General features: G+C 61.1%; 18 protein-coding genes, 1 tRNA gene, 2 rRNA genes and 1 pseudogene. 17 read left to right on the forward strand and 5 right to left on the reverse strand.

Features of this window, described 5'->3' with window-relative positions; all coding sequences use genetic code 11:
• The 8 genes and pseudogenes from AS026_RS16695 to AS026_RS16730 all read left to right on the forward strand — a co-directional run.
• Positions 1–2,626 (forward strand): 23S ribosomal RNA (locus AS026_RS16695); the annotation flags it as partial.
• Between the two features lie 109 nt (positions 2,627–2,735).
• Positions 2,736–2,850, forward strand: a 5S ribosomal RNA gene (gene rrf / locus AS026_RS16700).
• 262 nt (positions 2,851–3,112) lie between these two features.
• Positions 3,113–3,189: transfer RNA gene (locus AS026_RS16705), tRNA-Met, on the forward strand.
• 286 nt (positions 3,190–3,475) lie between these two features.
• Positions 3,476–3,775 (forward strand): type II toxin-antitoxin system TacA family antitoxin, encoded by a 300-nt coding sequence (locus AS026_RS16710; protein ID WP_062370608.1) that lies wholly within the window; start codon positions 3,476–3,478, stop codon positions 3,773–3,775.
• A gap of 3 nt (positions 3,776–3,778) precedes the next feature.
• Positions 3,779–4,303, forward strand: coding sequence for a GNAT family N-acetyltransferase (locus tag AS026_RS16715; protein WP_062370610.1), 525 nt, complete (start codon positions 3,779–3,781; stop codon positions 4,301–4,303).
• A 102-nt stretch (positions 4,304–4,405) separates the two neighbouring features.
• A pseudogene (locus AS026_RS40090) lies at positions 4,406–4,750 on the forward strand (SIP domain-containing protein); the annotation flags it as partial.
• A gap of 673 nt (positions 4,751–5,423) precedes the next feature.
• Positions 5,424–5,702: a CopG family ribbon-helix-helix protein gene (locus AS026_RS16725; RefSeq protein ID WP_062370614.1), complete on the forward strand. Its 279-nt coding sequence runs from the start codon at positions 5,424–5,426 to the stop codon at positions 5,700–5,702.
• The gene (locus AS026_RS16730; protein WP_062370616.1) at positions 5,653–5,943 is read left to right on the forward strand and encodes a type II toxin-antitoxin system RelE/ParE family toxin; all 291 of its coding nucleotides are present in this window, start codon (positions 5,653–5,655) and stop codon (positions 5,941–5,943) included. Before AS026_RS16725 ends, AS026_RS16730 begins: the two co-directional genes overlap by 50 nt.
• Before the next feature lie 308 nt (positions 5,944–6,251).
• Here AS026_RS16730 and AS026_RS16735 read toward each other — a convergent pair whose 3' ends face one another.
• From AS026_RS16735 to AS026_RS16755, 5 genes are read right to left on the reverse strand one after another with little or no spacing between them, the layout of a single operon-like run.
• Complete coding sequence (locus AS026_RS16735; RefSeq protein WP_062370618.1) at positions 6,252–7,322, reverse strand: LLM class flavin-dependent oxidoreductase; 1,071 nt, start codon at positions 7,320–7,322, stop codon at positions 6,252–6,254.
• A gap of 52 nt (positions 7,323–7,374) precedes the next feature.
• Complete coding sequence (locus tag AS026_RS16740; protein ID WP_062370620.1) at positions 7,375–8,529, reverse strand: acyl-CoA dehydrogenase family protein; 1,155 nt, start codon at positions 8,527–8,529, stop codon at positions 7,375–7,377.
• 19 nt (positions 8,530–8,548) lie between these two features.
• Positions 8,549–9,601, reverse strand: a complete 1,053-nt coding sequence (locus AS026_RS16745; RefSeq protein WP_062370622.1) for an ABC transporter substrate-binding protein — start codon at positions 9,599–9,601, stop codon at positions 8,549–8,551.
• Between the two features lie 10 nt (positions 9,602–9,611).
• Positions 9,612–10,790: an LLM class flavin-dependent oxidoreductase gene (locus AS026_RS16750; protein WP_018859503.1), complete on the reverse strand. Its 1,179-nt coding sequence runs from the start codon at positions 10,788–10,790 to the stop codon at positions 9,612–9,614.
• Positions 10,791–10,814: 24 nt separating this feature from the next.
• Positions 10,815–12,422, reverse strand: a complete 1,608-nt coding sequence (locus tag AS026_RS16755) for an ABC transporter substrate-binding protein (protein WP_062370641.1) — start codon at positions 12,420–12,422, stop codon at positions 10,815–10,817.
• A gap of 274 nt (positions 12,423–12,696) precedes the next feature.
• On the opposite strand from AS026_RS16755, the gene AS026_RS16760 reads away from it, so the two are divergent.
• The 9 genes from AS026_RS16760 to AS026_RS16800 all read left to right on the forward strand — a co-directional run.
• Positions 12,697–13,686: an ABC transporter permease gene (locus tag AS026_RS16760; protein WP_062370624.1), complete on the forward strand. Its 990-nt coding sequence runs from the start codon at positions 12,697–12,699 to the stop codon at positions 13,684–13,686.
• A complete protein-coding gene (locus tag AS026_RS16765) occupies positions 13,683–14,687 on the forward strand; it encodes an ABC transporter permease (protein WP_062370626.1) in 1,005 nt (334 codons plus the stop codon). The genes AS026_RS16760 and AS026_RS16765 overlap by 4 nt, the downstream gene beginning before the upstream one ends.
• Positions 14,687–15,679, forward strand: coding sequence for an ABC transporter ATP-binding protein (locus tag AS026_RS16770; protein ID WP_062370628.1), 993 nt, complete (start codon positions 14,687–14,689; stop codon positions 15,677–15,679). Before AS026_RS16765 ends, AS026_RS16770 begins: the two co-directional genes overlap by 1 nt.
• On the forward strand, positions 15,660–16,595 hold the full coding sequence (locus AS026_RS16775; RefSeq protein ID WP_062370630.1) for an ABC transporter ATP-binding protein: 936 nt from the start codon (positions 15,660–15,662) through the stop codon (positions 16,593–16,595). The genes AS026_RS16770 and AS026_RS16775 overlap by 20 nt, the downstream gene beginning before the upstream one ends.
• Before the next feature lie 13 nt (positions 16,596–16,608).
• Entirely contained in the window at positions 16,609–17,667 is a 1,059-nt protein-coding gene (locus AS026_RS16780; RefSeq protein ID WP_062370633.1) for an aldo/keto reductase, read from the forward strand.
• A gap of 69 nt (positions 17,668–17,736) precedes the next feature.
• Entirely contained in the window at positions 17,737–18,984 is a 1,248-nt protein-coding gene (locus tag AS026_RS16785) for an acyl-CoA dehydrogenase family protein (RefSeq protein ID WP_062370635.1), read from the forward strand.
• Positions 18,985–19,017: 33 nt separating this feature from the next.
• Entirely contained in the window at positions 19,018–19,980 is a 963-nt protein-coding gene (locus AS026_RS16790) for an amidohydrolase family protein (RefSeq protein WP_062370637.1), read from the forward strand.
• Between the two features lie 66 nt (positions 19,981–20,046).
• Positions 20,047–21,462, forward strand: a complete 1,416-nt coding sequence (locus AS026_RS16795) for an FAD/NAD(P)-binding protein (protein ID WP_062370639.1) — start codon at positions 20,047–20,049, stop codon at positions 21,460–21,462.
• 96 nt (positions 21,463–21,558) lie between these two features.
• The coding region (locus AS026_RS16800) for an IS1182 family transposase (RefSeq protein WP_062368615.1) at positions 21,559–22,694 on the forward strand (1,136 nt) is incomplete at its 3' end.

Below are 22,694 nucleotides of genomic sequence, written 5' to 3' on the forward strand. Positions count from 1 at the left end.
GGTTTCTAAGCATTGTGATAAGGTATCTGCACCTGAATAAAATAGGGTGTAAGAAGCGAACGCAGGGAACTGAAACATCTAAGTACCTGCAGGAAAGGACATCAACCGAGACTCCGCAAGTAGTGGCGAGCGAACGCGGACCAGGCCAGTGGCAATTGTGTTTAAAGCGGAACAATCTGGAAAGTTTGGCCGTAGCGGGTGACAGCCCCGTACGCGTAGATAGCATGATTGTCCTAGAGTAGGGCGGGACACGAGAAATCCTGTCTGAACATGGGGAGACCACTCTCCAAGCCTAAGTACTCGTGCATGACCGATAGCGAACAAGTACCGTGAGGGAAAGGTGAAAAGCACCCCGACAAGGGGAGTGAAATAGAACCTGAAACCGGATGCCTACAAACAGTCGGAGCCCGCAAGGGTGACGGCGTACCTTTTGTATAATGGGTCAACGACTTAGTGTAACAAGCAAGCTTAAGCCGGTAGGTGTAGGCGAAGCGAAAGCGAGTCTGAATAGGGCGATTTAGTTTGTTGCATTAGACCCGAAACCGAGTGATCTAGCCATGAGCAGGTTGAAGGTTGGGTAACACCAACTGGAGGACCGAACCCGCATCTGTTGCAATAGATTGGGATGACTTGTGGCTAGGGGTGAAAGGCCAATCAAACTCGGAAATAGCTGGTTCTCCGCGAAATCTATTTAGGTAGAGCGTCGACCGAATACCCTGGGGGGTAGAGCACTGGATGGGCTATGGGGACTCACCGTCTTACTGATCCTAACCAAACTCCGAATACCCAGGAGTACTAGTCGGCAGACACACGGCGGGTGCTAACGTCCGTCGTGAAAAGGGCAACAACCCTAACCTCCAGCTAAGGTCCCCAAGTCATGGCTAAGTGGGAAAGGATGTGAGGATCCCAAAACAACCAGGATGTTGGCTTAGAAGCAGCCATCATTTAAAGAAAGCGTAACAGCTCACTGGTCTAAATAAGGGTCTTTGCGCCGAAAATGTAACGGGGCTGAAGCCATGCACCGAAGCTGAGGATGTGTAGCAATACACGTGGTAGCGGAGCGTTCCGTAAGCTGATGAAGGGAGACCCGTGAGGGCTCCTGGAGGTATCGGAAGTGCGAATGTTGACATGAGTAACGATAAAGAGGGTGAGAGACCCTCTCGCCGAAAGACCAAGGGTTCCTGCTTAAAGTTAATCTGAGCAGGGTTAGCCGGCCCCTAAGACGAGGCGGACACGCGTAGTCGATGGGAACCACGTTAATATTCGTGGGCCTGGTGGTAGTGACGGATTGCTCAACTTGTGAGGTCTTATTGGATTGATCTTGCAGGGACGCGGTTCCAGGAAATAGCTCCACCGTATAGACCGTACCCGAAACCGACACAGGTGGTCAGGTAGAGTATACCAAGGCGCTTGAGAGAACTATGTTGAAGGAACTCGGCAAATTGCACGCGTAACTTCGGAAGAAGCGTGACCCCATTTTACGCAAGTGAAGTGGGGTGGCACAGACCAGGGGGTAGCGACTGTTTATCAAAAACACAGGGCTCTGCGAAGTCGCAAGACGACGTATAGGGTCTGACGCCTGCCCGGTGCTGGAAGGTTAAGAGGAGAGGTGCAAGCTTTGAATCGAAGCCCCAGTAAACGGCGGCCGTAACTATAACGGTCCTAAGGTAGCGAAATTCCTTGTCGGGTAAGTTCCGACCTGCACGAATGGCGTAACGACTTCCCCGCTGTCTCCAACATAGACTCAGTGAAATTGAATTCCCCGTGAAGATGCGGGGTTCCTGCGGTCAGACGGAAAGACCCCGTGCACCTTTACTATAGCTTTACACTGGCATTCGTGTCGGCATGTGTAGGATAGGTGGTAGGCTTTGAAGCAGGGACGCCAGTTTCTGTGGAGCCATCCTTGAAATACCACCCTTATCGTCATGGATGTCTAACCGCGGTCCGTTATCCGGATCCGGGACAGTGTATGGTGGGTAGTTTGACTGGGGCGGTCGCCTCCGAAAGAGTAACGGAGGCGCGCGATGGTGGGCTCAGACCGGTCGGAAATCGGTCGTCGAGTGCAATGGCATAAGCCCGCCTGACTGCGAGACTGACAAGTCGAGCAGAGACGAAAGTCGGTCATAGTGATCCGGTGGTCCCGTGTGGAAGGGCCATCGCTCAACGGATAAAAGGTACGCCGGGGATAACAGGCTGATGACCCCCAAGAGTCCATATCGACGGGGTTGTTTGGCACCTCGATGTCGACTCATCGCATCCTGGGGCTGGAGCAGGTCCCAAGGGTATGGCTGTTCGCCATTTAAAGCGGTACGTGAGTTGGGTTCAGAACGTCGTGAGACAGTTCGGTCCCTATCTGCCGTGGGTGTAGGAATATTGACAGGATCTGTCCCTAGTACGAGAGGACCGGGATGGACATATCTCTGGTGGACCTGTTGTCCTGCCAAGGGCATAGCAGGGTAGCTACATATGGAATGGATAACCGCTGAAGGCATCTAAGCGGGAAACCAACCTGAAAACGAGTATTCCCTATCAGAGCCGTGGAAGACGACCACGTTGATAGGCCGGGTGTGGAAGCGCAGCAATGTGTGAAGCTTACCGGTACTAATAGCTCGATTGGCTTGATCGTTCTCATTGATCAATGCTCATCTGCGACACAGACGTGTCGGGAGATGATGCAAGACGTGTTCAAACGCAGTGAAAACTGCACCAGCTTCTCATTTGTTGCGCTTCGCTGACCTGGTGGTTATGGCGGGGCGGCTGCACCCGTTCCCATTCCGAACACGGCCGTGAAACGCCCCAGCGCCTATGGTACTTCGTCTTAAGACGCGGGAGAGTCGGTCGCTGCCAGGTCTGCTAAACGCAACAACACATGCGCCGAATGTCGAAGACAGTCGAAAGCTGCATGTGAAACAAAGATAATCTTCTCATCACGAAAACGGCCCCAAGCCGATCAAAAGGGCCGCCCACAAAGCGGCCTTTCTGCTATAATGGGCCCGAAAATATGCAGAACCTAACATGAGACAACGCGGCTTCGCCCCGTTGCTCAGGCAGTAAGAGCAAACCGCAAGCGGTTTACTCGGACGTGACAAAACCCACAGGGTTTTGCACTTGGCGCGGGGTGGAGCAGCCCGGTAGCTCGTCAGGCTCATAACCTGAAGGCCGCAGGTTCAAATCCTGCCCCCGCAACCAACTTTACTCGCGACCCCGCTGCACACGCTGCGGGGTTTTCCTTTTTGACCGAAAGCGTCAGGATCCCCGCTAGATCGAAGCGAACGTCGATCTCGATTTTTCCGTTCACCGGCGTGAGGATGATGTCCTTGACCAGCGAACGGATCACGTTCGCCGCTTCAATACACTTTTCCTCGGAATCGTCCTCGAGCGTCTCGTAGAGTCGCTGAACCCGTGAATGAGACTGATAGTTTCGTATTGCATTTGGCGCTACAAATCGCTATTTTTCTCGTAAAGGAGATATGTCATGGCCGCCACTGTCGAACGCAAGGAATATCCGATCTCGATGCGTCTGCCTGAAGCAGATGTTGCAATGATCGATCGTGCGGCAAGCCTGCGCGGCCGCTCGCGCACCGATTTTGTGCGGGAGGCGGCCGTGCGCGCCGCAGAGGAAGTCGTTATGGAGCAGGGGCTCATCCGCATGAGCCCTGAAGGCTTTGCCGATTTCATGGGTGTCTTGTCCCTACCGGTCGCTCCTGTTCCGGAGATGGTGGAACTGGTCGGGCGGCCCGCGCCGTGGGAAGTTGATTACGAGCCGAAGCAATAAGCCGTGGCCTTATCGGCTCCAGAACCGCTTACGGCGGCGCATGATGTTTCCGAATTTTCCTGCGGCAAGCCGACGCTCGATCATTGGCTGAAGACGCGCGCGCTTTCCAATCAGGAGAAAGGTTTCACGGCGGTTCTCGTCGTCCATGAGGGCGGGCGCGTCGTCGGGTATTACGGCCTGGCGCCTACCGCTGTCGTCCCTGCGATCCTCCCGCGCTCGATCCGCACCGGGCAACCGCCCGATCCGGTTCCCTGTCTTCTCCTCGGCCAGCTTGCCACGGACACGGAATGGGTGGGGATAGGCATCGGCACAGGTCTGGTGAAACATGCTCTTGAGCGTTGCGTCCAGGCCGCCGCTCTGATCGGCGGGCGGGCGTTGATGGTCAACGCCGTCGATCACGAAGCGGCGCAGTTCTGGCAGCGCCGAGGCTTCACGCCCTCGAAGGACGACCCGCTCGTTCTGTTTCGCTCCATCGCCGCAATCGTCGCATCGCTGGCGGAAGCGCGACAGCAAGAGCAAGGCGCATAACCTGAAGTCTTCACCGACGCCAAGCGGCTGTCCCTGATCCTGCCCGGTTCGGACATGCCGGTCGCCGACGATCGAGGGGATCGCAAGTAATGATTAAATCCTGCCCCGCCGGCGATCGCCCGCATCATCGCGGAAGCCGCGCCTGGGACTGATATCGAGGCGATCATCGAAGTGGAGGATGGCCGCGAGGAGCAGCCGCTGCCGACCGAAGGCACGCTCAAGGCGCGCTGCTTGCATCGTAGGCATTATCCCATGGCTGCGAGCGGTATTCTTGCGGATCAGGCCAAAGCCGCGATCGTTGCTTGCGGTGGCGACACCTTCGTCTGGGCTGCCTGTGAAAAAGCAGACGCCCGGTCCATTCGCAGTTTTCTCAAGAGCCGCAAGCATGACCGAAAGTCGATGTATGTTGCCTGGTACTGGGAGCGGGATATCGCCCAGACGGTCTGACTGACAGTAGATGCAGTGCAAGCTGAGTGATGGCGAAAGCGATGCTGTCGAGTCGAAACCGGGCGAGGATAGTATCTTAAACTGCCGTCAATTGACCTTCGCGTGGCACGTCAGTGGCGGATGATCTCCTGCTATTGGCGACATTGAGTGCGTTTCGGGAGGCGGGACAAAGGCAAGTTCCTGTCCCGCCACCGCCGAGGCCCTACCTCTTAACCGGTGCCGCGACAGCACAAGTTATCGCGTCGGTCTATCCAAAGTCCTAGCACCCGCATCAACGAGGTCGCTTTGGCGATCACGGCCGCGACGTAAAAAGCCAAATGACATGTTGAACCCAACGGATGTCGGCGCTTGCGTGAGAAACGACTGAAGGTGTTTCATAGTGGGGGTATGCCGCAGTCGATCCTTCGCGTACGAAGGTACCGAACCGGTAATCTCTTATCTAACGCGCAAATCTCTGTTCGAATCCCATCAAGACCGGGACTTTTACAAGTCTCCGTGCTATCAGGCCCCCGCAACCAAATTCCACTCAACGACAACGATGTATTGCCGCCGCTCAATCTGGAGGGTGGCATCGCGTATTCCTAATAATCGCCCGAAAACACGTGTGGCGAGAACTTTGACGAACCATCGTGGTTCACCAATAATAAAAGTGAACCAAGGAAAGACAGGCGCTTTGACCACTGCATTTACCGTGCGGGTTTCGGATGAAACCGCGAGCAAGCTTAATCAGATTGCGGAAAAGCTGGATCGCTCTCGCGCCTATATGGCTGCCGAGGCCATCGAGGCTTTCGTTGAGCAGCAGGAGTGGCAGCTTGCCGAGATCGAAGCCGGGTTGGATGAGGCCGATCGCGGCGAATTCGCCAGCGCCGAAGACGTGGCGAAGGTTGTTGGGCCCGCCAATCATGAGCCGGAAACGTGTTCGCTGGACGCTTCGGGCGTTGCGGCGGCCTGATGAAATCGGCGCTCATATCGAGCAGGACAATCCCGATGCGGCAGCGCGCGTGATTGGCAGAATTGTGACGGCCGTGGATATGCTCGCCGACTTACCCGCAAGTGGGCGACCCGGCCGTATCAAGGGCAGCCGCGAAGTGGTGTTGGCCGATATTCCCTACATCATCCCGTACCGCGTCAGTCGAGATATTGAGACCATCACCGCCATGCACGCCCATCAGCGGTGGCCACAGACGTTATGACATGCCGCGTACATCAGCCCGAGTCTTTGACAAATCCCCTTGGGGATAAGGGGAGGATGCCGGTCGGCACCGGGCGGGCTTACCCCGATTCATCGTCCGCTAAAATTGCACTGTGCTTCACTTGTCGCAGATGCGATCTCATCTTCGCTTCGACCCCCATTGATCTCAATGTGTTCGCCGAATACGAAGTGGGGAACAGAGCGCACACCCGCCTCTGCTGCATGGGCAGCCTCCTGCGTAAAGAGCTGGTGTTGCGCGGGATCTTGCGTGATTGCGCGAGCGTCCGCAATGAAGTGGTCACTTAGGGCTCAGCTGCGTAGAAGCGACAGCAACTGGTTACCCTGGCGTTTGATCTCCGCGAGGTAGGGCGTATCGGAGAGCACGAAATGGGTGATGCCCAGATCCCCGTACTTGCGCAGGGACTTGGCGACGTCGGCCGCCGAGCCGACCAGCCAGGTCGTGCCGGCGCCGCCACCGCCGTATTTGCCGGGGGCGGTGTAGAGGTTGTCGTCCAGGACGCCTCCCGATCGATGCAGGTCGAACAGTCGCTGCTGGCCGACCGCGACTGCCCTGCGATGATCGCTCCAGCCGGCGCCATTGCCCTTGGCCATCTCTGCCACCTTTGCTTCGGCGTCGGCCCAGGCCTGCTCGGTGGTGTCGCGCACCAGCGTGGTGATCCTGAGCCCGAACTCGAGTGGCGGCAGATCTCGATCAAGCTCCCGGCTCAGTTCCTGCAGGCGCGCGATGCGCTCGCGGACACCATCGAGCGGCTCTCCCCAGAAGAGCTGGACATCCGCTTCGGTGGCCGCGACGCGCTCGGCCGCCTCGGAAGCGCCGCCGAAATAGAGCTTCGGGTGGCGACGATCGCCGTGCTCCTCGATGCGCGGCACGACGGTCGATTCCGCGACGCCGAAGTATTCGCCGTCATAGCTGACGTTTTCCTCCGTCCAGAGCCTGCGCACCAGCCGCATGAATTCCTTGGTGCGAGCGTAGCGCTCTGCCTGGTCTCCCTCCCGGTCGCCGTAGGCCGAGAGATTGTCGAGGCCGGAGACGATGTTGACACGGACACGCCCGCCAGTGAGATGGTCGAGGGTGGCGGCGGCAGAGGCGAAGTTCGCGGGTCGCCAGTAACCCGGGCGGATCGCTATCAGCGGTTCGAACGTCGTCGTGCGTGCCGCAAGTGCAGCGGCAAGGGTAAATGTGTCCGGTCTGCCCCAACCCGTTCCGATCAGCGCACCCTTCCAGCCATGCTCCTCGAGCGCCCTGGCGTGTTCCGTCAACATGGCCAGGCTGTTGTGATGTTCAACCACGGAATCGCCGCGATGCCCCGGCCTCGTGTCGTTCGGTATGTACCAGAGGAATTCGCTGTCTTTGCTCATCGTCGGCCTGCGCTTGTGAAATCAAACAGTAAAATCGGAGATCGGCGTCCCGCTATCGTGATGCGAGATGACCGAGTGCATTGCGGGCGGCGATCGTCCGGATCATGTGGCTCTGCGGGGCATGGGAGCGGGCGGTGATAGCGTCTCGATGGTGGCGCTCGAGCTGGAAATCACGATTGAGGCCAGGGTTTCCGGCGAGCTCGAGAGCGAGGCTGGTGATCGCCACCGCATTGTCGATGACGACGTGGCGGACATGCATGCCGTCCATTCCAACGACCCTGCCAGCGTCGACGTCTTCGCCGAGCGAGCGCAGCAATCGGGCATTGGTTGCAATGCGGACTTCGATCTCTCCCAGCCCATCCTGAATGCGCGGAACCGTCGATAGCGGAGCGCCGAGGCTTGCCGGCGTATGGTGGGCGGCGAAGGCGAGCACGCGGTCGCGGGCGGAAAGCGCCACGCCGTGGTAGACCGCTGATATCAGCGAGAAGAAGAAGGCGGTTGCATGTTCTTCGCGGCGCAGCGGTTCGGATGCCGGCTGGGATTCGATGATGTCGTCCAAGGGGATGACGACATCGTTGAGGATGATATCATCGCTGGCTGTCGCATGCATGCCGGCGGCATTCCATGCCTTTTCAATCTGCAGGCCGGGGCTGTCGGTCGGAACGAGGAAGGAGGCCAGTCGCGGCTCCTCCTCGTCGGTCAGTGCCAGCAGCGACACCCATTTCAGCACGGGTATGCCTGTCACATAGCTCTTGTGGCCGGTGATGCGCCAGACGTCACCGTCTCGGCGCGCGATGGTCTCGGGCAGCGCGCCGTGGGCGGGAGAGCCGATGCGCGGCTCGGCCTGGGCAGCATTGATCAGGGCCGGCCCAAGCCGATTGGCCGTGAGTACCCGCTCGGCAAGGTGGTCCGGCCACTTTGCGAAGCGGCGCAAGCTGTAGTGGCTATTGTAGTGCATGGCAAGCACGAGCGCGGTCGAAGGTTCACCGCGCGCGATCTCGCTGATGACGGCCTGCGCCTCGGCAAGGCCGGCGCCATGGCCGCCGTGCTCAACCGCCGTCACCAGTCCGAGCAGGCCGGCGTCGAAGAGACGGGTGAAGTTCTCGAATGGGAAATCTCCCGTCTTATCGTAATGCGCGGCGTGTCCGGCGAAGTCGACGGCGAGCCGTCGTGCCTTGTCCACCGGATCGATTTTTTCCTGAAGCATGGTTGTTCAATCTCCCGGTTCAGGCCACGGCACGCCTGTTGAAGCTGTCGATATGACGGCGGTCGACCCAGTCGGCGATGTCGAAGTCGGCGGCGAGGAAGCCGAAGTCGCGCAGAAAGTCCTTGTAGTGGCCGATCGCATCCACCAGTTCGGGCTGCAGGCCAAGGCCAAGGTGCTTGTGGATGTCGGGGCCATTGGCGGCGACAACCTGCTCTTCGGTGGCGCCGGCCTCCCGCGCGACGAAGCGCCTCGTTTCCTCGGGATGCGCTTCGGCCCATGCGCTGGCCTTAAAGATCGATTCCAGCAGGCGGGCGACGAGATCCGGCCGATCGTCGGCCAGAAGCTCGTCCACCGTCAAAACGCGCGGCGAGCCAGAGTTGATGCGGATCTTGGGATCGGGATGGAAGCCGAACTCGGCCACCTCAACAGCGCCAATCAGGTTGGCGACATTGATGCCGGCCGTGCCCTTCACATAGATTGCGTCGACGTCACCGCGAATGAGGGCTGCCACCTCCTCGCCATAGGGCTGCCTGCGCTTCAGCCCGAAGAGAGACGGGCCTTCCTGCGTCGAGAGCACGGAATCGGAAAGCGCGATATCGATGATCTCCACAGCGTCGAGCGCCAGCCCGTCAAGCGACAGCGCCGAAAGCAGCCCCTTCAACGCGGTGGCGCGCATGAAATCGACGATGCCTTCCGGGCGACGGGCAATGCCGAAACGGCGCCCCTTCAGGTCCTTCGTGGTCTTGATGCCGGTTTCCGGCAGGGTGATGATCGCCTGGAATTCATCGGTCCAGGTGATGCCGACGAGGCGTGTCTTGCGTCCCTCGGAGCGCGCGCGGATCGGCGGAACGTTGCCGCCATGGCGGAACGACCAGTCGAGCGTGTGGTTGAAATGGCTCTGGCGGATGTTGCGGTCGGGTGAATCGATGATCGACTTCAGCGTCACGCCGTCCTTGCGGAAGTTTTCTTCGAGATAGCCGAGTTGCGCGGCAAGGCCGACGGGCGTCGGCACCGGGCAGCGCGTGTACCAGATTTCGGAAATGGCATTGCCTGTTATAGCTGGGCTTGTCATGGCGTTCCTCCTAGTGGCGCAGTCCGGCTTGCTTCATCAGGGGCAGGACGTCGGTGCCGAAGAATTCGAGATCGTCGCGGAAGTCGAAGAAGCTGAGCTGCAGGCCGTCGACGCCGGCCTCCTTCAGCTTGACGAACTGATCGACCACCTGTTCGGGCGAGCCGATGACGCGAATATTGCCGCCGATGGCGCGGTATGGATCCTGGGGATCGCGGCCCTTCCAGGCCTGCGCGTCCGAGTTCAGCGACTGGAAGCCTTGCGGCGAACGTTGGTCGGCATGGGCGACGATGCGGTCGGCGAGTTCCCACGCCTCCTTCTCCGTCGGCCGGCAGATCACCATCGGATTGAGCAGCGTGCGCACAGTACGGCCGACGCTGATTGCCGAATCCTTGACCCGCTTCGTATGCGCCGGCAGCGATTCCAGTGCGCTGTTGATGTCGGCGCCGGTCGGGCTGGTGATGAAAACGATGTCCGAATAGCGACCGGCAAAGGCAATTCCGGCATCCGAACCGGTGGCGTTGACGAGGATCGGGCGGCCGAAGTTTGGCTTCGGCGTGACGAAGCCGCCGCCGAGCTTCCAGCTGCTTTCGCCTTCGAAGGAGAAGTTCTCGCTGTCGCTCCAGAGGCGCTGGACGACTTCGAGGAATTCGGCGGCCAGTTCGTAGCGCTTGTCGTGCTCGATGCGCGGCCAGCCGAACATCTCGTGCTCGACCGCCCGGTGGCCGGTGACCACGTTAATGCCCCAGCGGCCGCCGGTGATATGGTCGAGCGTCGCGCCGAACTTTGCCAAATGCAGCGGATGCCATGGACCATAAAGGACATGCATGGTCGAGATGAGCATGATCTTCTTGGTGAGGCCCGCCAGCGCCGCCGTCGACACGAAGCTATCCAGCGCCTGGCCGTCGAAGACGCCGCCATAGCCGCCCTTCGGCAACCATTGCGACAGCGCGAAGACGAGGTCGAAGCCGAGTTCCTCCGCCCTCAACGTCAAGGCCTTGTTGTAATCGAAGCGCCAGTCGGTCGATCGCTCGAGCGTGGATTGCGTCCAGCCCCCGGCCTGAATCGGCAAGAAGAGGCCGAGGAGAACGGGCTGCTTCAGCGCCTGGGATAGCGGGCTTTCCGGGAAGTCGGTGGGTGCCGCAAACTTCGGCAGGCCGACGATCGATCCGGGGGGATGTTGAATGGTCATGAGTATATTCCTGCTGGTTTGGCGTCAGGATGCTGCGACGTAGGCGAAGGCGAGGCTGCCTGCGATGCCTTCGCCGCCGACGGTGTGATCGGAGATGCGTTTGTTGTAGATCGTCAGTTCCGGCTGGCTGACGATGTCGATCGCGGGCACGTCGTCGACGAGGATTTGCTGGATTTCGCGCCACTGCTCGACACGCTTTGCCGGATCGACTTCGATCGCTGCGGCTTCGAGCAATTCATCGACCTTGGGATTGCTGTAGGCCGCGCCGTTCGAGAAGGGGACGCCAGGCTTGAAGTTCTTGCTCCAGTAGAGGCGCTGAACGCCGACCGTCGGGTCGAACAGGTTGCTCATGCCTTCGAAGGCGAAGTCGAAATCGCGGTCGGTGTAAATGCGCTTGGTGTAGGTCGCGAAATCCTGGCTGCGGACCTTGGCATCGATACCCACCTTGGCAAGCGCCTGGCGGATATACTCCGAACCACGCGGATAGGTTTCGCCACTCGGCACGAAGTCGAGATTGATGTGCGCACGGATGCCGTCTGCGCCGCGCGGGAAGCCTGCTTCATCGAGAAGCTTCTCGGCCGCGGCGAGATCGATCGGATAGGTCTTGAGATCCGGCACGAACCATTTCGCGAGGTTGGGATTGATCGGGCCGGGGATCGCGGCGCCGTAGCCGTAGTTGATGGTGTTGAGAATGACGTTGCGATCAATGACGTGCGCAAAGGCGCGACGCACCCTAACGTCCTTGAAGAACGGGCGCTCGAGGTTGAATTCGATGCGGCTGACGCCGTTCTGGTATTGGTAGCCCTTGGTCTCGAAGGCGAGCCCTTCGGCGCTCTGCAGCCGTTCGAGGTCGCTGAGCGGCATGGGTGTCGACGGCGCCAGATCGATTTCTCCGGTCTCGATCGCGATCGAGCGGGCGGCGGCATCAGGAATGAAACGGATGATCAGCTGGTCGAGATAGGGGCGGGGCTGATCCCAGTAATCGGGGTTGCGTTCGTAGACGATGTGGCTGCCGCGCACCCATTCCTTGAACTTGAATGGACCGGTTCCGATCGGCGCGAGATTGGCCGGGTTTTCCGCGACCTTGGTGCCTTCATAGATATGGCGCGGCACGATCGGCGTTTCGGAGGCAGCAAGCGCGGTGATCAGATAGGGCGCCGGCTTGGAAAGCTTGAGGATGGCCGTCTGTGCATCGGGCGTTTCGATGTCGACCAGATTGAGGAAGGTGTTGCGGCCGCGCGGGTGCACTTCCTTCAGGGTCTTGATCGAGAAGGCGACATCGGCGGAGGTGAAGGGCTGTCCGTCATGCCATTTCACGCCGTCGCGCAGCTTGAAGGTGTAGGTCAGGCCATCGGGGCTGACGGTCCACTCCTTGGCCAGCAGCGGTTTCGGATTGAGGTCGAAGTCATAGGTGAGAAGGCCTTCAGTGGTCTTGGGCGAGACATAGACCGCGTTATAGGCCGTATGGGCGATCGTCGTCAGGACGGGCGGCTCGGCGGCCAGCAGAAGCGTTGCCGTGCCGCCGCGCGTTGCGGTGGCTGCGAAGGCGGGAAGCCGTGCTGTCGCGGTAACGCCGAGTGCGACCGAGGCCAGAAGAAAGCTGCGGCGCGTGGGTGCGGGAAATAGTGACATCTTGTTCAACCCTCGTGATTCAGGGGCCGTCACGGCCCGCTTCAGTGTCATTCCGCGGATCGAGCCTGCTTTAGAGATTTTTGCCCCGTGACTGCTTTGAAGTGGGATAAAAACCTACGCAGTGTCGATATGCGGTATTATGTTTTCAAAAGTGCGCCAAATGGCGACGTCGTTGGAATTATTTACCAATATGGATTTGACAAAACCCACAGAATTAGTCAACTACTGAGCGACGAGACGAGGTGAATTCTTTTCAGATCGCGAGGTGGGGCACATGTCGGCTTTAAGGCGGATCGGTCGAACGATCAGCAGGACGATCATTCAGGCCGTGCCCACGATGCTCGGGATCGTCATCCTCAATTTCTTCCTGCTGAAGCTGGCGCCTGGCGATGCGGCCGATGTGATGGCGGCGGAATCCGGCTCGGCCACAGTCGAGACCATGGCGGCACTGCGCGAGCGCTTCGGGCTTGATAACCCGATCCTTGTTCAGCTCGCCAACTATCTGAACAACCTCGCGCATTTCAGCCTTGGCTTTTCGCCGCGCTACGGCATGCCGGTCGCCGATCTGATCGGCCAACGGCTGCCGGGCACGCTGGTGCTGATGCTGGCGGCATTGGCGATTGCAATTGCCGTCGGACTGCTGCTCGGTTCGCTGATGGCCGCCTTCTCCGGGCGCCTTCCCGATCGTATAATTTCCGTCGTCTCTTTGCTTTTCTATTCGATTCCCGGCTTCTGGATCGGCCTGATGCTGATCCTGCTCTTCTCGGTCAAGCTTGGATGGCTGCCGAGCGGCGGAGACAGCACGATTGGCTCGCGGCTGACGGGGTTCCCTGCGCTGCTCGACAAGGCGCGCTACATGGTGCTGCCCGCAACCTCGCTCGCGCTTTTTTACCTTGCGATCTATGCCCGCCTGACGCGCGCCTCGATGCTCGAAGTCAAGTCGCAGGATTTCGTGCGAACCGCGCGCGCCAAGGGCGTCTCGCCCTTCGTGTTGACGACGCGACACGTCCTTCGCAACGCTCTGATCCCTATCACCACCATGGCCGGCATGCACTTTGGCGGGATGCTGGGCGGCGCGGTCGTGGTCGAGACCGTCTATAGCTGGCCCGGCCTCGGGCGCCTTGCCTTCGAAGCCGTCATGGCGCGCGATTTCAGCGTGCTGCTCGGCATTCTCCTCCTGTCTTCCTTCCTCGTGATCGTCGCAAACGCAGCCGTCGACCTGCTGCAGGCGTGGATCGATCCCCGAATTGGAGCAAGCCGATGAATACTCAAAAACTTGGAACACTGGCAGGCCAGGCGATAGACTTCGCGCCACAGAAAAAGGTCGAGCGCGATCAACCAGCACCGGAAGCGCCCAAGCAGCCGCGCTGGACACATATCCACGCCCCCGACGTCCGTGCCTCTGTTTCGGGTACGGCCTGGCGCGGCATGCGTCGGGAATTGAAAGTCTTCCTCGGCAACTACAATGCACTCTTTGGTACAGGCATTCTGCTGCTCGTTGCCCTGTCGGCGTTGTTGGCGCCGCTTCTCTTTCCCGGCGATCCGCTCGAGATGGTTGCGCGCCCCTTCCTGTGGCCGGGGCAGAACCCTGCTTATCCGCTGGGCACGGATTCCATGGGCCGCAATGTGCTTGCCGGCATCGTTCACGGCGCCCGGATATCACTGACCGTCGGGCTGGCGGCCACCGCGCTCGGCTTGACTGTGGGGATCGCCATCGGCGCCGTCGCCGGCTACTTCGGTGGTCTGATCGACGATATCCTCGTCAAGTTCATCGAGATCTTCCAGACCATTCCGAGCTTCGTGCTGCTCGTCGTTCTCGTGGCAATCGCCCAGCCGACGACAGCGACCGTGACCATCGCCATCGCGATCGTCTCTTGGCCGACGGTGGCGCGACTGACGCGCGCGGAATTCCGGGCCATTCGCGAGAAGGACTATGTGCAGGCTGCCCGCAGCCTCGGCTTCGGCCATTCCCGCATCATCTTCCGCGAGATCCTTCCCAATGCGCTGCCGCCACTGATCGTCACCTCTTCGGTAATGGTGGCAAGCGCGATCCTGATGGAATCGGCGCTCTCCTTCATGGGGCTTGGCGATCCCAACCGCGTCTCCTGGGGCTCGATGATTGGGGCAGGGCGCGATGTCATCCGCACCGCCTGGTACCTGACGGCGCTTCCCGGTCTTGCGATCGTCTTCACAGTGCTTTCGCTCAACCTGATCGGCGATGGTCTGAACGACGCGCTCAACCCGCGCTTTTCGGAGGATCGGTGATGACGAAACTCCTCGAGGTTTCAGACTTCTCAGTGCGTTTTGGGTCCGCCGAACCTGTCAAGGGTGTCAGCTTTTCCGTCAATCCGGGCGAGATGCTCGCCATCGTAGGGGAATCCGGCTCGGGCAAGTCGCTAACGGCGCTCGGCCTCATGGGCCTGTTGCCGCGGCACGCAAAGGCTGGAGGGCAGATCCGCTTCGACGGGCGTGATCTTGTCGGCCTCCCGGAACGGGACCTGCGCCGCATCCGCGGCCGCGACATTGCCATGATCTTTCAGGAGCCGATGACATCGCTCAATCCGGTGCTGACGATCGGCGATCAGATCATCGAAGTGCTGCGCATTCATGAGGATCTCAGCCGGCGTCAGGCCCGAGAGCGCGCCATTGCGCTGTTGGATCTCGTCAGCATTCCAGAAGCCCGCCGCCGTATCGACGAGTATCCGCACCAGCTTTCCGGTGGCATGCGCCAGCGCGTCATGATCGCCATCGCTGTTGCCTGCAATCCAAAACTGCTGATCGCCGATGAAGCGACGACGGCGCTTGATGTGACGATCCAGGCGCAGGTGCTGCAGCTGCTCGATAATCTTCGGGTGCAGCTGAACATGGCCGTCATTTTGATTACCCACGATCTCGGCATCGTCGCGCAATGGGCCGATCGCGTCGTCGTCATGTATGCCGGGCGCAAGATCGAGGAGGGACTTCCGGGCGAGGTGTTCGAGAGGCCGTACCATCCCTACACGAATGGCTTGCTGTCGGCTTCGCCGCGGCTGAAGGCGGACTATCACTACCGCGACGGACCGCTCTCGGAGATCCCGGGCTCGATCGTTTCGGCTGCCGGCGAGAAGGGCTGTTCGTTCCGTCCGCGTTGTCCGGTCGCGCGGCCCTCCTGCGCCTCCGTCGTACCGCAACTTATCGCACTGCCGGCCGGCCGGCAGGTGGCGTGCCCCTATGTTCCAGCCATTGCGGAGAACGCCAATGTCGCTTCTGTCGGTTGATCGGCTTTCGACCCATTATCCCGGAGCCGCTGGCACCGTGCGCGCCGTCGATGGCGTGTCGCTTGATATCGCCGAAGGCGAGACGGTGGCGCTGGTCGGCGAGTCCGGCTGTGGCAAATCCACACTCGGTAAGTCGCTGGTGCGGCTCGTCGATCCATCGTCGGGGAGCGTCACTTTCAAGGGCAGGGACGTCACCGCCATGGCGGGGCGCGAACTGCAGTCGGTCCGGCGCAGCATCCAGATGATCTTCCAGGATCCGTTCGCCTCGCTTAACCCGCGGCAGACGATACGCACCATCCTAACGGCTCCTCTCGCGGTTCACGGTATCGGCGAGCGCAAGCAGCGCGAGGCGATCGCCGCGCAGATGGTGGCCCATGTCGGCCTGCCGGCGGATTCGCTCGATCGCTATCCACATGAGTTCTCCGGCGGCCAGCGCCAGCGTATCGGTATTGCCCGTGCGCTCATCCTGCAGCCGGAACTCGTCATCTGCGACGAACCTGTTTCGGCGCTTGACCTCTCGATCCAGGCGCAGATCCTCAATTTGCTGGTCGAGATGAAGACGGAGCTATCGCTTTCCTATCTCTTCATCTCTCACGATCTCTCGGTGGTTCGCTATTTCGCCGATCGCGTGCTCGTCATGTATCTCGGCCGCATCGTCGAGAGCGCTCCGACGAGCGAGCTGTGGAAGGGCGCCAAGCATCCCTATACGCAAGCGCTGCTCGCCGCCGTGCCCGATCCGTCGCGGCGCAAGCAGGCCGCGCCCATCACCGGCGATCTGCCGAGCCCGCACAATCCACCGGCCGGCTGCCGCTTCCATACGCGCTGTCCGCTCGCCACCGATATTTGCCGGTCCGCAGATCCGGCATTCCGCCAGTACGGCAGCGGCCACGCCGCCGCCTGCCATCACGCTCAGTAAAAAGGAGAATACAATGGTCGATTATCGTTATCTCGGGCGCAGCGCGCTCAAGGTGTCACCGCTCAGCCTGGGAACCATGATGTTCGGCGGCCCGACGCCCGATGACGTCGCGTTCCGCATCATCGATAAGGCGCGCGAACAGGGCATCAACTTCATCGACACCGCCGACGTCTATCACGACGGCAAGTCGGAAGAGGTCGTCGGCAAGGGCATCAAGGCGCATCGCGATCACTGGGTTCTGGCGACGAAGTTTGTCAATTCGCATAAGAAGGGCCCGAACCTCGGCGGTCATTCCCGCAAGTGGGTCATCGAGACCGTCGAGAATTCGCTGCGCCGTCTCAACACCGACTATATCGACATCCTCTATTTCCACCGCGCTGTCTTCGATGCGCCGCTGGAAGAGCCGGTGCGCGCGATCGCCGACCTGATCCGCGCCGGCAAGCTCCGCTACTTCGGCGTCTCCAACTTCCGCGGCTGGCGCATCGCCGAAGTCGCGCAGTTGGCCGATGAACTTGGCATCGATCGTCCGGTCGCAAGCCAGCCGCTCTACAACATCGTCAACCGCACCGCCGAAGCCGAGCAGCTGCCGGCGGCCCATCACTATGGTCTCGGCGTCGTCTCCTATTCGCCGCTGGCCCGCGGAGTCCTGACGGGCAAGTACGAGCCGGGCAAGGAACCGGCCGCCGATACCCGCGCCGGTCGCGGCGACAAGCGTATCCTCGAGACCGAATGGCGTCCTGAATCGATCGCCATTGCCTCCGAGATCGCTGCCCACGCTACCCGCAAGGGCGTCTCTCCGACCGAGTTCGCGCTCGCCTGGGTGCTGAACAACAAGCTGATCTCGGCGGCCATCGCCGGTCCGCGCACGGAAGAGCACTGGGACAGCTACATCCGCGCGCTCGACGTCAAGCTCGACGCTGAGGACGAGGCGTTGGTCGACCGACTTGTCACGACGGGCCATCCCTCGACGCCCGGCTTCAACGATCCGAGCCATCCGGTCGAAGGTCGCGTGCCGCGTAGCGCCGCAGGCGGTGCCGACAATGTCGTGCCGCTGACACGCGCCGTCGCCTGATCATGACTTCAGGGATCCGCCGATATGGCGGGTCCCTTCTTTTCTTTTTCCTGCCGAGAAGGTTCCCGCATGCCGAATTCCGCTCCTTCAGCACTGTCCGCCACCCCGAAACCTGCGGAGGCGGTGAACGATCCCTCGACGCTATTGGCAAAAGTTCCTGATCTGGCGGCCGAAATCGCGAAGGAGGCGGCAAGACGCGATCTGGAAAGGGAGCTTCCATTCGAGGCCTTCCGCCTGTTCAAGGAGGCCGGTCTGGGGGCGCTGCGCATTCCTGTGGCGCTCGGCGGTCCGGGTGGATCCGTTGCCGACTACATCGAAACGATCATGGCGATCGGCGCCGCGGATTCGAATGTCGCTCACGCGCTGCGCAGCCATTTCAATTTCACCGAAAGCCTGATCCTCAGCCCCAGCACTGCTATCGACCGCACACAGCTCAGTCGCGTTCTCTCGGGCAAGCTTTTCGGCGGAGCTCATACGGAGCAGGGCACCAAGCGGCCGGGCGAGGTGACGACACGTTTGACGAGATCGGGGGATAGTTACCGTCTCAACGGCCGCAAATGGTATGCGACGGGCACGGCGTTCTCGGACTTCGCATCATTCAGTGCGAAGAACGATGACGGTGAGTTCGTGAGCGTTTTGCTTCCGGTCGATCGTCCCGGCATCACCATTCTCGACGACTGGGATGGCATGGGCCAGCGGCTGACCGCGAGCGGTGGTGTTCTGCTCGAAGACGTCGAGGTACTGCCGCATGAAATCTCCACGCGCGGCCTCAACACGCTCGTTGGACGCCACACCTCGACCTTGCGGCAGCTGCACCTTGCGGCGTCAATGGCGGGCGCTGTGCGTGGCGCGCTCGCCGAAGGGACGGAATATGTGCGCCGCCAGGCCCGCTCGGCAGCCCATAGCGCGGCTGAAACCGCAAGTGCGGATCCCTTCGTCCAGAAGATTCTCGGTGAGGTCGCCGCCGGCTCCTTTGCCGTCGACACGTTGATCCGCGAAAGCGCGCGTGCGCTCGACAAGACGGCCGCCGCTTTCGCCGCAGGCGATCCGCAGGCGCTGGAGACCGCGTTGATCGAGAGCGCGCTGACGACTGCGCGCACACAGATCGTGGCTTCGCAGATTGCACTGGCGGCCGCAACCAACGTCTTCGAACTCGGCGGCGGCTCCGCGACGTCGCGCCATCTCAATCTCGATCGGCACTGGCGCAACATCCGCACCGTGCTCAATCACAATCCCTTGCTGCACAAGGCGAGGGTGGTCGGTGACTTCTACATCAACGGAACCACGACACACCTGGAAGAAGGTAAGGTCTTCTAGTCCCTGCCGCGCAGCGATCGCCACGGAGCCACCATGAGCAAGCTCGATATCGTCGATTTCCATACGCATTTCCTGCCCGAAGGCTGGGAGGTCTACCGCGCGCCCGGTCGCCCGCTCGATCCGCTGTGGGCCCGGATCGGCACGAAGATCTCCGATATCGATGCGCTGATCGCAGATAGCGACGCGGCCGGTATCTCGCGCCGCGTGATCGGGGTCGCGCTGTCGATCGTCGCGGCGCCTGATGCCGATCCTGGCGCGGTCAGCCGCAAGCTGAACGACGACCTAGCAGCGACGGTTGCGCGCCATCCCGATCGGCTTTTCGCGCTGGCGACCGTGGACACCTTCGGCGGAGAAGCGGCGGCGGTCGAGGCACGGCGCGCCATCGTCGACCTCAATCTGTCCGGCCTATTTCTCGACAGCGCGAGAGGTGACAGGTTGATTGATGCGCCGGAAGCCCGGCCCATCCTGAGGGTTGCTGCGGAGCTCGGCGTTCCCGTCTTCCTGCATCCCATCAACCCCGAGCCGCTTTCAACGCAGCTGTCCGGCCTCGGCAGGCTCGGGACCCGTTTAAGTCGTGGCACGATCAACGCCGCTGCCGCGATCTCGTTGGTGACGTCGGGCGTCTTCGACGAATTGCCGGAACTTCGGGTCGTCATTACCACGCTCGGCATTTCGGCACTCGCCTTGACCGGCCCCTTCGGCGAACTGCCGTCCATTTTCGCGGAGGCGCCAGCCGGGAAGCGGCGTCACCTCTATATCGACATCATGCCGTCGGAAGCACGCTTCATCCGCTTCGTGACCAGTCTCCTCGGCGCCGACCATGTTCTGACCGGCAGCGACTGGCCGATCCTTGGGCACGATCCGACGCAGGACGGACTGGCCGCAGCCTTTGCGGCGGCAGGACTGAGCGAGCATGAAGCCGAGCTGATTGCCAGCCGAAACGCCCTCGAACTGCTGAATGGGCGCCATCGCAGTCGCGACAAGCTGATCGCATAAGGGCGTCCGCCGTTCTCATATCCCGACATATCACGCCCCACCGACGCCGGTGGGAGAGGAGGTCTATTGCGCATCGATCCTATTCCGCATCACTCCGTTGCCATTGTCGGCGGGGGCTTCGGCGGGGCGCTGACGGCGCTCAAGCTGCTCGACCAGACCGAAGTTCCGCTGGCGATCACCATTATCGAGCGACGCGAGGAGCTTGGTCGGGGTGTTGCCTACAGCACATCAGATCCGGCCCATCTGGTGAACGGCCCGGCTGAGATCTTCTCCCTCTATCCCGAGGATCCCGGCCATCTCTCGCGCTGGCTCGTCGAGAATGGCCCGGCCTACGGCTGGACGCCTCCCGCCGAGGCGGGCACAAGCAGCCCGCCGCGTTACCTCTATGGAACCTATGTCCGTGACGAGCTCGCTCGTGCGGTCGCGAACGCGCGGCTCGGTTCGACGCTAAGGCATATCCGGTCGTCGGCATCCGGGCTGGTGGCAACGCCGAGCCGGATCCGCATTACCACGGCTGACGGTACCTCTGTGGAGGCGGATGAGGCCGTGCTGGCCCTTGGCGTTTTCCAACCGCGCCTGTCTGCCGCCGAGGCTCAACTCGCCGGTCACCCGCGTTTTGCAGCCAGTCCGTGGGACGCACTGGCGCTCGACCGTCTGAAAGGCTGCGAGGAAGTTCTCCTGATTGGTTCGAGCCTGTCGATGGTCGATGCCGTGGCCAGCATGGAGGCGCGGGGTTATCGCGGCCGCTACCGCGTGATATCGCGCCGTGGCCAGTTCGTGGAGGGTCGCAGGACTGTCGACGCAGCGCGCGACTTTCTGGCCGATGGCCCGTTGCCATCAACCGCGCGCGAACTGTTGTCGCGCGTCAAGGCGGAACGACGGTCGATTTCGGCTGAGGGGGCAGACTGGCAAGGGCTGCCCCTGGCGATCCGCCCCCATATTCTCTCGCTGTGGCAAGGGGCCAGCGATCATGAGCGTCTGCGGTTCACCCGGCATCTCAGGGCCTTCTGGGACGTTACCGCGCATCGCTCGGCACCGGAAAGCCACGCGATTATCGAGCGGGTGATTTCGGAAGGTCGGCTGGAGCATGGCCGCGCCCGTATCCTTGGATTTGCCATTGAGGGCAGCGAGATCACCGCCAGCCTGAAGACAGCGACAGGCGTTGAGACGGTGCCGTTCGACGGCGTGATCGATTGTCGTGGCCATCAGTTGCATGATTGGCGCCGGGTATCCGACCCCTTCGTCAAGAGCCTGCTCGCGAGCGGCGAGGTTCGCCCTCACAGCACCGGCTATGGCATTGATGCGACGCCGGCGGGTGATCTCATCAACGAGGAGGGGCTCGTCCACCGTAATCTCAGCGCCATCGGCCATCCGCTGCGGGGCGTTGCATGGGAGTCGAGTTCGATCACCGAGCAGCGCGCCCAGGCGATTGCACTCGCCGATCGTATCCTCACGAAATTCACGCCCGTCCGCGTCGCGTGATCTCATCTCCAAAAGCAAAAGGGGCGCATCGACGATGCGCCCCCAGACTGCTGACAAACCCCTGGCCTCGTCCAGGGGTTTGTGATTCACTGGGTCATGTTGAAGAAACCTGCTCCCGAACAGACGGCTCTCGAGATGGTGACGCTCGATCAGCTTGTTCCGAAGGATCACCTGCTTCGCAAGATCGACGCGGTAATCGACTTTTCCTTCATCCATGATCGGGTTGCCGGTCTTTACTGTGCTGATAACGGCCGCCCGCCGCTCGATCCGACCTTGATGTTCAAGGCGCTGTTCATCGGTTACCTGTTCGGCGTGCGCTCGGAGCGTCAGTTGGTGCGCGAGATCGAGGTCAACGTCGCCTACCGCTGGTTCTTGCGGCTGAAGCTGACGGATCCCGTGTTCGACGCCTCGACCCTGTCGCAGAACCGCCGCCGGCGCTTCAACGACACGTCGGTGGCCCAGGACATCTTTGATCATATCGTCAGCCAGGCGATCGCCCACAAGCTGGTCGATGGCACGGTGCTTTACACGGATTCAACGCATCTGAAGGCGAATGCCAACAAGGGCAAATACGATCTTGCGATGATCGAAAAGTCGCGGGCCGATTATTGGGCCGATCTCGACCGGGCGATCGAGGCGGAGCGGACGCTGCACGGGCAAAAGCCGCTGAAGGACAAAGAGCGTGAGCCGCAGGTGAAGGAAATCAAGGTGTCGCGCACCGATCCCGACAGCGGCTACATGGTGCGCGACGGCAAGCCGAAGGGCTTCTTCTATCTCGACCACCGCACGGTCGACGGCAAGCTTGCGATCATCACCGACACCCATGTGACGCCGGCCAATGTGCATGACAGTATCGTCTATCTCGAGCGGCTCGACCGGCAGCGGGAGCGGTTCGGCTTCGAGGTCGGCGCCGTCGGCCTGGATGCCGGCTATGCCACGTCCGGCATCGCCAAGGGGCTGGAGGACCGCCAGATCCTAGGCGTCACCGGCTATCGCAATCCGACCCCACCCAAAGATGGCATGATGCGCAAGTCGAAGTTCGACTATGAGCCCGAGACGGACGGTTATCGCTGCCCCGAAGGCCAACTGCTCGCCTATGCCACCACCGACCGCAACGGTTATCGCCACTACACATCCGACCCGGCGATCTGCCAAACCTGTCCGCTGCTCGCCTCCTGCACATCAAACACCAAGGCGGTGCGCACCATCACCCGCCATGTCTGGGCCGATGC

The organism is Rhizobium altiplani, from assembly GCF_001542405.1.
GTDB classification, from domain to species: domain Bacteria; phylum Pseudomonadota; class Alphaproteobacteria; order Rhizobiales; family Rhizobiaceae; genus Rhizobium; species Rhizobium altiplani.